Raw genomic sequence first — 14,045 nt, 5'->3', positions numbered from 1 at the left:
CCATCAGAAGGAGAAGGTGACCGTTCCGTGATAGCTCTGGTTGGTGACATCCTTGCGGCCGATCGTGGTGTTGGCGCCGACCGAGAGGCGGAGCTTGTCGCCGGCCGCGATGCTCAGGCCGCCGCTGATTTCGCCCCAGTCACGGTCCGAGGTCGCCACCGCGAACAGCGCATTGGGGCCGACCCCGCCGACGAAGTTGGCGCCGACAAAGCCGGGCTGGCGGCCGAAATCATGCACCCAATAGGCCGACACATAGGGCTTGACCGTCGCGCTGGTGCTGTGGGCGTTGAACCCGGCGCGGGCCTGGGCGCTGTCCAGGGTGCCCGGCTTGTAGACCAGCGCCGGGCCGCCGCCCGTTTCGTTGATGGTGTCGAACATGATCCGTGTGCCGCGGATCGATACCCGCGGATCCAACGCGATCATGCTGGCGACGGGCACCGAACCGCCGACCCCGACCTCGCCCGACATGAAGAGCGACTGATCGTCACCGACCAGGCGATAGCTGGTCCCGGCCAGGCTGACGTTGCGCACGGTGTGCGAGTCGAACACGCCCGCGCTGAACGTGCCGTCGACGAACAGGCCGCCCGGAGTCCTGAGCTTGCCGTACAGCGTGCCCTGGAACAGCTTGCTGCGCGCTTCCTGGCCGGCGAAGGACGGCGTGGAGTCGAGATCGGTATAGGCGAAGGAGAAGCCGAGCAGCCCGCGCTCGCCGACCTCGGCCTCGAGACCAGCGGCGACGAACCAGCCGTTGAACTGGTCGCGGCGGGCGACCGGAACCGCGGTCGGCATGGATTCGCTGTCGCCGTCGATATAGCCGCCCGCGAGGAACGCGCTCATCGTCTCGGGCAGCTTGCCTTCCTGCGTGACCATGCCGCCGCCCGCGTCCGTGCGGCTTTCCTGCGTGCCGGGCAGGCCGGACGAGGCGAGCGCCGCGATCTGGAACGGCTTGCCGATCATCGCGACCGAGCCGCCGAGATTGCCGACCTCGAGCGCGGCGAGGCGATCGCGGTAGAAGCGGCCGGTATTGTCGACCGACGCGGTCGCCAGTGCCTGGCGGGTGGTCGCGGCGCGCGGCGCCAGGCCTTCGAGCGTGGAGCGGATGGTCGCCGCGCTCTGCAGGTCGAGGATTCCGTAGAGGTCGCGCAGCCCGTTATAGACCACGCGGTCCTGGTCGAGCAGCTTCGCATAGGCCGTCTGCACCGGCGTATTGCCGACGACATTGGCATAGAGCCCGGCATCGATCGTCACCGACACCGACTGCGCCTGGTAGGTGAGGCGCGGCGTCAGGATGGCGCTGAGCGCGGCCGGCGTGGCGAACCTCCCTTCGATCGGCCGATCCGCCGTGAGGAAGGTATAATTGTCGCCGGCGCGGATGATATAGCCGGCGGCCGGGGCGAAGGTGACGAAGCCGCCCAGGCTGGCAATGCCGTTGGTCGGCACGTTGCCGGTACCGAAGGTCGTCGCCTTGACCGCGATCTTGTCCGATACGCCGTTCGCGCCGAGGTTGATCGCCACCAGGCTGCCCGACGACAGGATGATATTGCCTTCGAAGGTGAGCGTCCCGGTGGTGGTCGAGGTGCCCGGCGAGATCGTGCCCGCCACGTTGGTGAAGAACGGGCTGCGGATGGTGCCCGCGCCGCTGAGGCCGCCGGTCATCATGAAGAAGTCGCCCGGCGTCCGCAACAGGCCGTCGACATTGATCGTGCCGGCAAACTGGTTGATGTCCATCAGGCTGGTCAGCGAGCCGGCCGAGGTGATGTTGAGCGCCGCCGCACCGCGGATGGTGAAGCGGTCGACCGTCACCGCGGTATCGAGCGTGGTCGTGCCAGCCGCCGACAAGGTCACGTCGAAATAGCGCGACAGGATGTTGTTGAGACGATCGCCGTCGCTGTTGTTKGGCACGAAATTGGTCGCGCCGGGCAGGCCGTTGGCGAGCGTCGCGGACGGCAGCGCCGCCACGGCGACCGCCGCGCTGGTCTGGGAATCGCTGGCGCTCTGGCTCCCGGCGCTGCCGGTCAGATCGGCGACCGACGCCGTGCCGCGATCGTCGCTCGCGACGCCGGGCGTGTCCTGGCCGATCGGGCGCACGACCACCTTTTCGGTGCCTGTCGCGATATCGAGACAGTCGCTCACGCCGCCGCTCTCGAAACAGGCCTGGCCGAAACCGGGCTGTTCGGCGGTGCCGGCACCGGGGCTGGTCGGCACGCCGTTCACCAGCTGGCCATTGGGGCCGATGATCTGGTAATTGGGATCGAGTTCAGTCACCCAGTGCGCCGCGTCCGACCATTTGCCGTCGCCGGCCTTGGCCGAGACATAATGATAGGGGTTGTTGGCGGCGATCCAGTCCCAATAGAGATAGAGCGGCTGGTAGAAGCTGGCCGTGCCATAGCCGTTCGGCGCCTGGCCGTTGAAGAAACGGGTATAGCCGCCGGACAGCACGCCGATCACGACCTGCTTGGCGAAGGTCTTGTCGAGGATCAGCGGACCGCCCGAATCGCCGCTCGCGGTGATGCCTTCGCTGGGCAGCGCATTGTCGCGCCACGCGTTGAAATCGAACGGGCTCGCCTGAGCGGTGCCGCGACGGGGATCGTCGAAATCGATCCAGTAGAGATTCTGGTGAAGGCCGTTCGGCTCGCCGAAGATGAAGGTCTCGAACTCGTCGAGCGAGGCGAGGGCGCCGAGCGTGTTCTCGGCGATGCGCCGCCGGTAATCGATGCCGCCGGTCGAGCCGGTGGTGCCGGTGCCGTTATTGCCATAGCCGTCGATCACGACATGATAGCCGGTGCCGGCGGCGGTGATCGTGGTGGCGGGCAGGGCGGAGAAGAGCAGCGCCCAGGTCGGGATGTCCTCGGCCGGCGTATCGAGCGAGGCGAGCGCGACGTCGCCATAAAGGAAGCCGGCCGACTCCGGCTCGAGCGACAGCGGGTTGTAGCGGACCTGGTTGACGTCATACATGTAGCGCGAGACGTTGGTCGCGTAATTGCCCAGCCAGCCGCCGAATGCGCTGGCGCCCGCGACATTGTTGTTGTTGCCGAAACCGAAGCCGATCGGTCGCCCGCCCGAATTCTGGCCATAGCTGGTGGCGGGCATTTCGTTCACGCAGTGCGCGGCGAAGATCACCGTGCGCGGGTTGATCAGCGTGCCGGTGCACAGGCCGATAAAGCCGTCCTGCGTGTCGACGATCATCTGGCCGACGCCGGTGACGTTGTTCGGGTCGCGCGCAGTGGTCGGCGTGCCCGGGTTCGCGATCACGATCTGCGGCTCCAGATAATCGCTGACCGGCGCACTGATGCGATTGTCCTGCGCCTCCAGGAATGCGCTGGTCGGTGCGCCCGCGCCGCCATCCTGCGCGCTGAGATAGCTGTTGGTGGGAAGCTCGACATTCGAGCTCTGCGCCTGGGCGGAGCCTGCAATGACGATCGACATCGTGGCGGCCGTAGCGAGCAGCACCGCGCGCGAGCGTGCGGATAACGCGAGAGAAGCGGTCTTAGTCATTGATAATCCCCCGTTTTCGGAACGCGTCCGAAACCTTTCATTTAGATGAACAAAAGCTATTCCCATGTTTTCGAAGGTCAAGTGAGGATATGACCGTTACGGCCATGTAAGCCGGCAGGGCGCATATTCGCCCGGAAGTGTGGCGCGCCGGCAACAATGCACATCAAGGCCGGCGTGGCACGTCATGAGTCGAGGACGGCATCATCCGGCGGGCTTCGCTAACCGAAGGTCGCGGCGCTAGAGGGGTTCAGCCCCCACCGTTTGGGGGGGTGTCAATCCTCCCCGGCACGGGGAGGGGCGCGTTCTCCCTCTCCCCTTGTGGGAGAGGAGCGTCGGGTGAACAGCGCCCCGCGCTGTTCAGGTCATGCCGGGGGCATGACCGACCCGACGCTGGGCCCGCTGCCGAAGGCAGTGGGAAGGGTGAGGGGGGCATTCGTTGTTGCGGCCCCGAACCTCACTCCCCCTCACCCGACCTCGCTTCGCTCGGCCACCCTCTCCCACAGGGGGAGAGGGAAAGAAGGGAGGATCGTCAAACGTCCCGCCAGACTCACTCCGCCTCTCGCAGCTCGCGGTAGAGATCGTAGCCGTCGTCCAGGTCGCGGTAGAGATCCTCCTCCTCGTCCCGGCTCCGCCGCTGCTCCGTCACGCCGTAGCGCGACGGGTCGAGCCAGCTCGGATCGCGGTGCAGCACCGGTTCGGCGAAGGTCAGCGCCAGCGCGTCGGCATCGTCGGGGGAGCCCAGCCCGCGCGCCTTCATATGCTCCTTCTTCTCGAGCAGGATCGACACCTGGTCCGCGGCATAGCCATATTCGACCCCGGTCAGGTCCGCCGCCAGCGCCTCCTCGTCGGGGATCGCCCCGCCGGACAGCCAGCCGCGCATGTTGGTCCACATCTCGGATCGCTTGTTGGCGCATTGCACCCGCATCTCGCCGGCCCAGATCGCCTCGCGCCCCTTGCCGCCGAACCACACCTCATGCACGTTCGGCACGCCGAGCTGGCGCAGCCGGTCGACCACCGCGCCGCCGATATTGCCGGCATCGACGAAGATCGCATCGGGGTGGAAGCCCTGCACCTGCAGCGCGACGTCGCCCGCCATGGTCATCGCGTCCACTCCCTGCCAGCGTTTCCACGGCCGCGTCCGCGCATCCCGCCCGCAACGGATGGCGAGCGTCGAATGATCGTCGCCGAAGCGCGCGCAATCCAGCCCGAAGATCACCGGATCCCAGGTGACGCCGCCGAACAATTCGCGCGCCCGCGCCGCCGCGACCAGGTCATGCCCGATGAACTGCATCGAGGAATTGGAGGGGAATTGCCCGCGCACCCGCACGCGCACCACGTCGCTGTCCTCGCCGTACGTCGCGACCAGCTCGTCGAGATAGGCGCGGTTCACCCCCTCCACGCTGCGGCTGTCGATCTGCCGCCCGTTCCACAAATGCCGGTGCCGCCCGAAACAGTCGCGAAACGGGCCGGTATTGTGCGTCGGGTTGCCGAAGGCGAGGAACAGGATCTCGGTCCCCTCGTCGGTCAGCGCGCCCAGCGCCACCTCCCACACCTTGGGCGCGATGCCCGATGCCTCGTCGAAGATCAGGATGATGCGCTTGCCCTGATTGTGCAGCCCGGCGAACGCCTCGGTATTGGCGACGCTCCAGGTGACGAGATCGGACCGCCAGCTCTTGTCGTGGCCCGCCACGGTGGAGACGAGCGAGGTCGCGGTCGCGCTGAACCAGTCCTTCGTGATCGACAGATTGTGCCATTTGACGATCTCCGGCGCGGTCTTGGTCAGCAGCTGCACCTCGGTATTGGCGGTGGCGACGATGCGCGTGTCGATGCCGGTGTCGAGCCCCCATTTGATCAGCATCGCGATCAGCGCCGATTTGCCGATGCCATGGCCGGAGGCGCGGGCGATGCGGCACGGCATGTGCCGCGTGGCAGGATCGGACAAATGCGCGCCGATCGTCTCCATCACCTCGCGCTGCCACGCGCGCGGGCCCGAGACGCCGGCGAGCGGGCCTTCGCCCCAGGGATAAGCGAAGCGGGCATGGGCGAGGGGATCGTGCCTGAATGCGGCGACATGAGCTTCGACCGCCCCCGGGACGTGCCGTTTCTCCAGGGCGGAAACGGGCGTGATCGCGCGCGGCGGCTTAATCCGGGACATAGGGCACCTGTCTGTCGGCGACGCGGGCCATCGCCTTGTGCAGGCGTTCGACCAGGCCATCGGCGTCGCTATCGCCTGCTCCGAGGCTGCCCCATGCCTTTGGATCGCGGACACGCAGCCATTGCAGCCCGGCGCGGATATCGGCCCGGACTTCGCGGGCATAGCGGAAGATGACCGGGGCCGTGTCGCCGGCAGGCAGGAAGACGCGCACGGCCTCCTCCTCATAGCCGATGGCGCGTTCGTAGAGCGCGCGCTCGACGCGCTCGTTCGCCTTCGCCTTGCCGAGCGCGGTGGCCTCGGCGAAGTCGGGATAGGCAGCGCGCCAGCGGAAGATGGTGCTGCGCGAGACGCCGAATTCGGCAGCGAGCTCGCGATCGGTGAAGCCGTGAGCATATTGCTCGCGGGCGCGCCGGGCATAGGCAGCCTTGTATGTCGTGGGGCGGGTTTCGGTCATGCAGCGCGGTTTAGCCGCGCGATCATGGAGTTTGAATCAAGCGGCGATGGCGTGCCGGAAAGGGTTTTGCGGGAGATATGGGACACCAGCTTGTGTCATATCTCCTGCGCCGCATTACCAGGCGTGTAGCACGATTAAATCGTTATATTTCAATAAGATATTTGAATGCAGGGTGGTTCCCGCTTCGGACGCGCGGCCTCGATCCATCGCTCAAGCGGCGAGGCTCAGGCGGCGGCGGTGCTCAGCGGGCGCCGTGCCGGGCGGGCGATGCGGATGCTGTCGCCCACGCCGCTGCGTTCCATCCGGCGGCGCAGCTTCTCTGCGAGGACTCTGCCGACAAGTTCGTGATCGGCGCGGAAGTAAATGGTACCGTTCATGTCAGTCTCCGTAACCTTCGCTCAGTCAATCCTCGATTCAGAGTGGTTAATCCCACTTCCTGCACATCTCGTCTCATAACGCAGCGGAACTACGCTTTGTTCCGAATCTGCATCGAACGCGAGTCGTGTGCGACCGGGCATCGACGAAAATGGGATGGCCAGGGTGACGATTTGGAATTCTCGACTCGACATTAATTAGTAAACTGTCACCGAAATAGGGCGTCATCATAGTTTCGGTGACAGTTTACTAATTAGCCAGTTCCGGCTACGGACAAGGATATGGCGCGCCTGGCCAGAGTCGTGATCCCCGGAGTTCCGCACCATGTCACGCAGCGGGGCAATCGGCGTGGTCCGACCTTCTTCGAGGACGCCGACTATGCGCTCTATCGCACGCTGCTCGGCGAGGCGGCGGGCAAGGCCGGCGCGGAGGTGTGGGCCTATTGCCTGATGCCGAACCATGTCCATGTGATCCTGACGCCGTCGGACGCGGATGGACTGCGCCGGACCTTTGCCGACCTTCATCGCCGTTACACCAGCATCATCAACGCGCGACAGGGCTGGACCGGGCATTTGTGGCAGGGGCGGTTCGCTTCGGTGGCGATGGATGACGCGTATCTGGCCAGCGCCGCGCGGTATGTGGCGATGAACCCGGTCCGGGCGCGCCTGGTCGAGAGGCCGGAGGACTGGCGCTGGTCGAGCGTCGCCGCACATCTGGCGGGCAGGGACGACGGCGTGGTCAAGGTGCGTCCGCTGCTCGAGCGTACGGGGGACTTCCGGGCCTTTCTGGGGGATGGGGAGGATGCCGCGGCCTATGCCGCCCTGCGGCAGTCGGAGACGACGGGCCGGCCCCTGGGGGGAGCGGCGTGGATCGAGGCGGTCGAGCGGCAAACCGGCCGCAGCCTCGCGCCGCGACGACGGGGACCGAAACCAAAGGCCGTTAATTAGTAAACTGTCACCGAAATAGGATGGGCGGGGATGACGAGGCTTCTTGTGGCGGGCGCTACCGGGTTGGTCGGCACGGCGGCGCTGGCGCTGTTGCTGGACGATGCGCGGGTGACTCAGGTGGTCGCGCCGACGCGGCGGGCGCTGGCGCCGCATGCGAAACTGCTGAACCCGATCGTGACGAGCGGGAACCTGCCGCTCGACGCGGCGTGGTGGGCGGTCGACGGCGCGATTTCCGCGCTGGGCACGACGCGGGCGAATGCCGGATCGGCCGCGGCCTATCGCGCGATCGATTACGACTATGCGCTCGCCATCGCGATGCGGGTCCGTGAAGGCGGCGCGACCGCCTTTGCGCTGACCTCGTCGATGGGGGCAAATGCGCGCTCCTGGTTTCGTTATCCGCGCACCAAGGGCGAGCTCGAGGAAGCGATCGATCGTCTCGGCTTCCCGTCGCTGACGATCCTGCGGCCGGGCTTCCTCGGCGGGGCGCGCAGCGAGCACCGGCCGATGGAGAAGACCATCGGGCGATTGCTGGATATGGCCGCGCCGATCCTGCCGGCAAGCGCGCGGACCAGCCCGGCCTCGACCGTCGCGGCGCTGCTGGTCGAGGCAGCGCTGCAGGGCAAAGCGGGCCGGCACGTGATCAGTTCGCGGGAGATCGCGCTGGCAGCCGAAGGCCGGCGTTGACCAGCGGCCGGGAAGACTGCGCGCGCGCAGCAGGCCGCCGATCTTTTTGGCTTGATCGCCGGTCGCTGGCCCGCTAGGCGCACCCCCCTGCAATGTGTCGGGGCGTGGCGCAGTCTGGTAGCGCACTGGTCTCGGGGTCCAGGGGTCGTAGGTTCGAATCCTATCGCCCCGACCATTGCAGCTTTCTTTCCCGGCGGTCTTTTCGCGGGAAGATGAATTCCCCGATCAGCCTCTCGCGCCGAGCATGTCCTCGATACTGGTGAATTTCTCGCGCGGGGCGCCGTCGCGGGCGCGGGCGATTTCGGCGGCTTCGATCTTCTGCCAGTCGCGGAAGGTGACGACGTCGACCTTGCGACTGGCGAGCAGCGAATCGAGCCCCGCGCGGCCGGCCTTGCCCCCCATCTTATCGGCGCCGTCCGTAAGGTCCGCGGCGATGTGTTCGGCGATCAGGAAGCCATCGGGGCGGTTGGTGCCGATCGTGCCGGTCGGGCCGCGCCGTGCCCAGCCGACCGCGTAGAGGCCCGGGCCGATGCGCCCGTCCTGATTGGCGAAGCGGCCGAGCTTGTCGTCATAGGGCACGCCGTGGATCGGCGGGGTGCGGTAGCCGATGCAGCTCACCACCAGGCCGGCGGGGATGGCATAGGTCTCGCCGGTGCCCAGCGCGCGGCCTTCGGCGTCGATCGCGGTACGCTCGACGATGACGCGCTCGGCCCTGCCCCCATTCTCACTGCTGCCTTCGACGCGGACGGGCATGGCGTAGAAATCGAAATCCACCTCGATCTGCCCGCGGTCAGTGCGGGTCGCAAAGTCGCGCAGGTGCGCGACCGCCTTGCGCTGACCGGGGTCGAGCGCGCCATCCTCCTCGATCGGGGGGAGATCGGCCGGATCGACATGCGGCACGGCGCGGGCGAGATGGCCGAGCTCGCCCAGCTCCTTGGGGGTCATCGCGATCTGGTGTGGCCCGCGCCGGGCGAGGATGGTGATGCGATCGTGAGTCGCGGTGCCGAGATGGTCGAGCGCATGGCCGACAATGTCCGATCCGGCGAACTCGCTCTCCGCCTTGGCGAGGATCCGCGCGACGTCGAGCGCGACATTGCCCGCGCCGACCACCACCGCGCCGGGGCCGTGGAGCGAGGGGTTGAGCCCGGCGAAATCGGGATGGCCATTGTACCAGCCGACGAATGCGGCCGAGCCGACCACGCCGGGGAGATCGTCGCCGGGCACGCCGAGCGGCTTGTCGGCGGGGGCGCCGGTCGCCAGCACCACCGCGTCGTAGAGGTCACCCAACTCGGCGATGGTGACGTCGCGGCCGACGCTGACGTTACCGACGAAGCGGACATTATCGGTGAGCGCGACCGCCTCGTAGCGGCGCGAGACGCCCTTGATCGACTGATGGTCGGGCGCGACGCCGGTGCGGATCAGGCCGTAGGGGACGGGCAGGCGATCGATGATGTCGACGCGGACCTGATCGCCGAAAATCTTCTGGCAGGCTTCCGCGGTGTAATAGCCGGCCGGTCCGGAACCGATGATCGCGATGTGACGCAAGCCCGCTCTCCTGTCTTTTGCCCGATGCTAGCGGACATGAGCGGCAGAACAAGCCGCCACGGGCCGCGCCGGGGCGGGGAGGGTGAGAAAAGGTCTTGTCCCGCAACCGGTTCGACCCGGGCCGCCCCATTGCATCAGCAACGGGCTCGGTTGAATCGACCGGTGCGGAAGAAGGATGGCGTCAGCCGCGGCGCTTGGCGCGCCAGGCCTTGACCGCGGCCATGGTGCCGGTGACGTGGCCGGCGGGGCTCATCTCCGAATGGACGAAGATGATCTTGCCGTCGGGCGCGATGACATAGGAGGTGCGGTTGGTCATCGTCTTGCCCTTGGCGATGTGCACGTCATAGCCGCTGACGGTTTCGGGCTTGGCCACGCCGACCGGGAAGGCGTCGCGGCATTCGACCTTGGAGAAATCGGCGAGCTTGTCGATCGGATCGGCGGAGAGGCCGATCAGGGTCGCGCCGTTCTTCTGGAACTCGGCGGTGGCGAGGGCGAACTCATGCGCCTCGATCGTGCAGCCCTTGGTGAAGGCGGCGGGGAAGAAATAGAGGACGACCGGGCCTTTGCGCAGCGCGGACTTGAGCGCGAAGTTGAACTGCTTGCCGCCGAGCGCCGCCTGGGTGGTGAAATCGGGCGCCTTGGCCCCGACGGGGAGCGCGGCGGTGGCGGGGACGGCGAGAGCGAGGGTAGCGAGCAGGGCAGCGGTGAACAGCGGGGCGTGCTTCATGTGAGTCTTCCCTTGGAGAGTCACCGGCATCCTAGCCCGCCCGACGATATGGCACCATCGGGAAAAGGGGCCGCCGCGCTAGGGACGCGACGGCCCGCTCCAGGCCCGAGGGTTCGGGCTTTACTTGGCCAGCGGCGCTGCGTCCGCGGCGTTTTCGGGAAGGCCGCCGAGCTGGTCGACGAGCTTGATATAGGCATCGAGATAGGCGAGCACGATGACCTGGCCGATCGCGGTATCCTGATAACCGCCGCCGCCGGCACCGCCGAACGCGCCGCCGCCGAACACCGCGCCGCCGCCGCCGAAGCTGACATCGGACTTGCGGGCATGGCCCTCGGTCAGCGCCTCTTCCTCGGTGGTGCGGGCGTTGACCACCGACAGGGTCACCGCCGCTTCCTTCTTGTTGACGTTGATGCCGCCGGCGACCGCGCCGAGGCCGCCGAGCAGGCCGCCGCTACGGCCGAGAAAGCCACCCAGCGCCGCGCCCGCGCCGCCGCCGCCCGAGCGGTTGTTGGCGGTGACGATATCGGGCTGGAGGAAATAATCCGCTGCCTTGACCTGGCCCTTGCCGAGGTTCGAGCCGTCCTGCAGCTCGCCCGAATCCGCCATGGCGCGTTCCATGTTGCGGCTGGCCATCGAGCGGCCGCGATTGACCAGGCCGAAGCAGCCGGATTTCTGGACGAACACCTTGATGATCGCCTCCGGGCTGCCGAGATTATATTCGCGCCACCACTGGCTGTCGGGCTCGACGATCGCGATGGTGCCGATCCGCTTGCGGCAGACCGGAATGTTCAGCTCTCCATTCTTCTGCATCTGATAGGCCGACGAGCCCTTGTCCTTGGCGAGGGCGGGCGTGGCGGTGAAGGCACTGGCGGCGGCGAGCGCGCAGAGTGCCGCGCCTGTCAGGAAAGTTCGCATGGTGATCCCCTAAGTCTTCGCGCGCCCTGTTCTTGCCGGTGCGAGCGTTCAACGATGGTGCGACCCCGTGACGGTGCCGATATTAGCACCGCCCCGATAGCCGCGCTAGGCACTTCGGACCCGATCAGGGCGCGGGAGACGATCGCCGTCCCCTTAACCATCACCGTCGAAGCGCCTCTGCCCGGCGTCGTCACATACGGCTCTAGCCGCCCGGCGGATGCGCGGTGAAGGCAGGTGCGACGGAGAGTCGACGGGCGCGCGATGGGGGCGACGAAGGGCGGGCGCACGCGACCCCCTTCGCAGACGCCGCCGCGCCTGCTAACGCGCGTCCGATCATGTCGACCGACCTTTCCCGAATCCGCAACTTTTCGATCATCGCCCATATCGACCATGGCAAGTCGACGCTGGCCGATCGCCTGATTCAGGCGACCGGCGGGCTGAGCGACCGTGAGATGTCCGAGCAGGTGCTCGACAATATGGACATCGAGCGCGAGCGCGGCATCACCATCAAGGCGCAGACCGTGCGCCTGCGCTACAAGGCGAAGGACGGGCTCGATTACGAGCTCAACCTGATGGACACGCCCGGCCATGTCGACTTCGCCTATGAGGTGAGCCGGAGTCTCGCCGCGTGCGAAGGCGCGCTGCTGGTGGTGGACGCCGCGCAGGGCGTCGAGGCGCAGACGCTCGCCAATGTCTATCAGTCGATCGAGCACGACCATGAGATCGTGCCCGTGATCAACAAGATCGATCTGCCCGCGGCCGACCCGGACAAGGTGAAGGCCGAGATCGAGGAAGTGATCGGGCTGGACGCGTCCAACGCCGTGCTGACCTCGGCCAAGGCGGGCATCGGCATCGCCGACGTGCTGGAGGCCGTGGTCACGCGCATCCCGCCGCCCAGGGGCGATATCGACGCGCCGCTGAAGGCGATGCTGATCGACAGCTGGTACGACCCCTATCTCGGCGTCGTCATCCTGATCCGCGTGATGGCCGGCGTCCTGAAAAAGGGCCAGCAGATCAAGTTCATGCAGACCGGCACCCTGCATCTGGTCGACCGGGTCGGCTGTTTCCGGCCGAAGATCGAGCAGCTGAGCGAGCTGGCGGTGGGCGAGATCGGCTTCATCACCGCGCAGATCAAGGAAGTGGCGCAGACCCGGGTCGGCGACACCATCACCGACGCCAAGCGTCCGGCCGACGAGCCGCTGCCCGGCTTCAAGGAAGTCCAGCCGGTGGTGTTCTGCGGGCTGTTCCCGGTCGACGCCAACGACTTCGAGAAACTGCGCGAGAGCATTTCCAAGCTGCGGCTGAACGATGCGAGCTTCAGCTTCGAGATGGAGACCAGCGCGGCGCTCGGCTTCGGCTTCCGCTGCGGGTTCCTCGGGCTGCTGCACCTCGAGATCATCCAAGAGCGGCTGACCCGCGAATATGACCTGGACCTGATCACCACCGCGCCGTCGGTGGTGTATCAGATCGAGCTGGCGCACGGCGCGGGGCATGTCGAGCTGCACAACCCGGCGGACATGCCAGACCCGAGCCGCATCGCGAGCATCGCGGAGCCGTGGATCGAGGCAGTGATCTATGTGCCCGACGAATATCTCGGCAGCATCCTGAAGCTGTGCCAGGACCGGCGCGGCATCCAGAAGAACCTGACCTATGTCGGCGGCCGCGCGCAGGCGACCTATGAGCTGCCGCTCAACGAAGTGGTGTTCGATTTCTACGACCGGCTGAAGAGCATCAGCCGCGGCTATGCCAGCTTCGACTATCACCAGATCGGCTATCGCGAGGGCGACCTCGTCAAGATGAGCATCCTGGTGAACAACGAGCCGGTCGATGCGCTGAGCATGATCGTGCACCGCGGCACCGCCGAGGCGCGCGGGCGCGGCATGTGCGAGCGGCTGAAGGACCTGATCCCGCGGCATCTGTTCAAGATCCCGATCCAGGCCGCGATCGGCGGCAAGGTGATCGCGCGCGAGACGATCGCCGCGCTGCGCAAGGACGTGACGGCGAAATGTTACGGCGGCGATGCCAGCCGCAAGCGCAAGCTGCTCGACAAGCAGAAAGAGGGCAAGAAGCGGATGCGGGAATATGGCTCGGTGAGCATTCCGCAGGAGGCGTTTATCGCGGCGCTGAGGATGGGCGACGACGCCTGAGCGCCCGAGACCGGGGAGGGGATTGCGCCAGCAATCGCCGAGCCGGGCGAGGATCAGCGCCAGGCCGGCCGGCGACCGGTCGAGCTTGTCCTCGACCGGATCGTCCGACGACGCGGCTTTGCCGCGGCGCCACCCGCTATCCCGGGCGGTTTTCCGACTTTTATTTTTCCGCTGTTATGTTGGAGTTTCGGGCGGGAATAGGCGTGTGAATTCAGCGGCTTGATGTCCGTTTTCCCTGTTACACCGTAACAGCGGAAAAACGCGTCGATTTTCAGCGATTTTTTTCCGCTGTTCGTGACGAATTCGCAGAGTTCCGGTGACAGTCCACTCAATTGATAAGTCAGTGGGGCGGTGGAGTGCACCCCAGTGTTGAGACACGATAATTAGGGACAGCGCGTTGCTGTCATGGCGAGGGGCTGCTGCGCAGCACCCCTGGCGACATTTCTTCATACTCGTCCGGTGACAGATAGGCCAAGGCGGAGTGCAGGCGCTGACGGTTGTAGACCTGCTCGATGAAGGCGCCGATCTCGGCCCTGGCATGCGCGAGATCGCGGTAGTCTGCGCCGTTTACCTGCTCCTGCTTCAGCGTCTTCATGAAGCT

11 protein-coding genes and 1 tRNA gene are annotated in these 14,045 nt (G+C 66.6%); 4 read left to right on the top strand and 8 right to left on the bottom strand.

All coding sequences use genetic code 11. The features are described from left to right. Positions 1-3 precede the first annotated feature (3 nt). The 4 genes from AC1DX5_RS13950 to AC1DX5_RS13935 all read right to left on the bottom strand — a co-directional run bounded on the left by AC1DX5_RS13950 (position 4) and on the right by AC1DX5_RS13935 (position 6,481). Positions 4-3,495 carry an autotransporter domain-containing protein gene (locus AC1DX5_RS13950; RefSeq protein ID WP_478016087.1) on the bottom strand — a complete coding sequence of 1,164 codons (3,492 nt, stop codon included), beginning with the start codon at positions 3,493-3,495 and terminating at the stop codon, positions 4-6. A 547-nt stretch (positions 3,496-4,042) separates the two neighbouring features. Next, complete coding sequence (locus AC1DX5_RS13945) at positions 4,043-5,650, bottom strand: terminase (protein WP_478016086.1); 1,608 nt, start codon at positions 5,648-5,650, stop codon at positions 4,043-4,045. After that, positions 5,637-6,104, bottom strand: a complete 468-nt coding sequence (locus tag AC1DX5_RS13940; RefSeq protein ID WP_478016084.1) for a helix-turn-helix domain-containing protein — start codon at positions 6,102-6,104, stop codon at positions 5,637-5,639. The genes AC1DX5_RS13945 and AC1DX5_RS13940 overlap by 14 nt, the downstream gene beginning before the upstream one ends. 224 nt (positions 6,105-6,328) lie before the next feature. Then, positions 6,329-6,481 carry a hypothetical protein gene (locus AC1DX5_RS13935; RefSeq protein WP_465169746.1) on the bottom strand — a complete coding sequence of 51 codons (153 nt, stop codon included), beginning with the start codon at positions 6,479-6,481 and terminating at the stop codon, positions 6,329-6,331. A 279-nt stretch (positions 6,482-6,760) separates the two neighbouring features. Between AC1DX5_RS13935 and AC1DX5_RS13930 the strand changes: the two genes are divergently transcribed. The 3 genes from AC1DX5_RS13930 to AC1DX5_RS13920 all read left to right on the top strand — a co-directional run bounded on the left by AC1DX5_RS13930 (position 6,761) and on the right by AC1DX5_RS13920 (position 8,285). Beyond that, positions 6,761-7,426 (top strand): transposase, encoded by a 666-nt coding sequence (locus AC1DX5_RS13930; RefSeq protein ID WP_478016082.1) that lies wholly within the window; start codon positions 6,761-6,763, stop codon positions 7,424-7,426. A 30-nt stretch (positions 7,427-7,456) separates the two neighbouring features. After that, on the top strand, positions 7,457-8,110 hold the full coding sequence (locus tag AC1DX5_RS13925; RefSeq protein ID WP_465174154.1) for a Rossmann-fold NAD(P)-binding domain-containing protein: 654 nt from the start codon (positions 7,457-7,459) through the stop codon (positions 8,108-8,110). Positions 8,111-8,208: 98 nt separating this feature from the next. Next, positions 8,209-8,285 (top strand) — tRNA-Pro (locus tag AC1DX5_RS13920). 50 nt (positions 8,286-8,335) lie between these two features. On the opposite strand, the gene AC1DX5_RS13915 is transcribed toward AC1DX5_RS13920, so the two are convergent. The 3 genes from AC1DX5_RS13915 to AC1DX5_RS13905 form a co-directional block, all read right to left on the bottom strand. Beyond that, positions 8,336-9,655: an FAD-dependent oxidoreductase gene (locus AC1DX5_RS13915; protein ID WP_478016080.1), complete on the bottom strand. Its 1,320-nt coding sequence runs from the start codon at positions 9,653-9,655 to the stop codon at positions 8,336-8,338. 181 nt (positions 9,656-9,836) lie between these two features. Next, positions 9,837-10,382 carry a peroxiredoxin gene (locus tag AC1DX5_RS13910; RefSeq protein ID WP_478016079.1) on the bottom strand — a complete coding sequence of 182 codons (546 nt, stop codon included), beginning with the start codon at positions 10,380-10,382 and terminating at the stop codon, positions 9,837-9,839. Between the two features lie 120 nt (positions 10,383-10,502). Beyond that, on the bottom strand, positions 10,503-11,297 hold the full coding sequence (locus AC1DX5_RS13905) for a CsgG/HfaB family protein (protein ID WP_465169741.1): 795 nt from the start codon (positions 11,295-11,297) through the stop codon (positions 10,503-10,505). 335 nt (positions 11,298-11,632) lie between these two features. Between AC1DX5_RS13905 and lepA the strand changes: the two genes are divergently transcribed. Further along, positions 11,633-13,444: a translation elongation factor 4 gene (gene lepA / locus AC1DX5_RS13900; RefSeq protein ID WP_478016077.1), complete on the top strand. Its 1,812-nt coding sequence runs from the start codon at positions 11,633-11,635 to the stop codon at positions 13,442-13,444. A gap of 403 nt (positions 13,445-13,847) precedes the next feature. Here the strand turns inward: lepA and AC1DX5_RS13895 are convergent. Next, on the bottom strand, positions 13,848-14,045 hold a 198-nt coding region (locus AC1DX5_RS13895), incomplete at its 5' end, for an IS3 family transposase (RefSeq protein WP_478016075.1).

The sequence above is a fragment of the Sphingomonas sp. P2_B6 genome, assembly GCF_056404755.1.
This window is presented reverse-complemented; position numbering and strand designations above follow the sequence as displayed.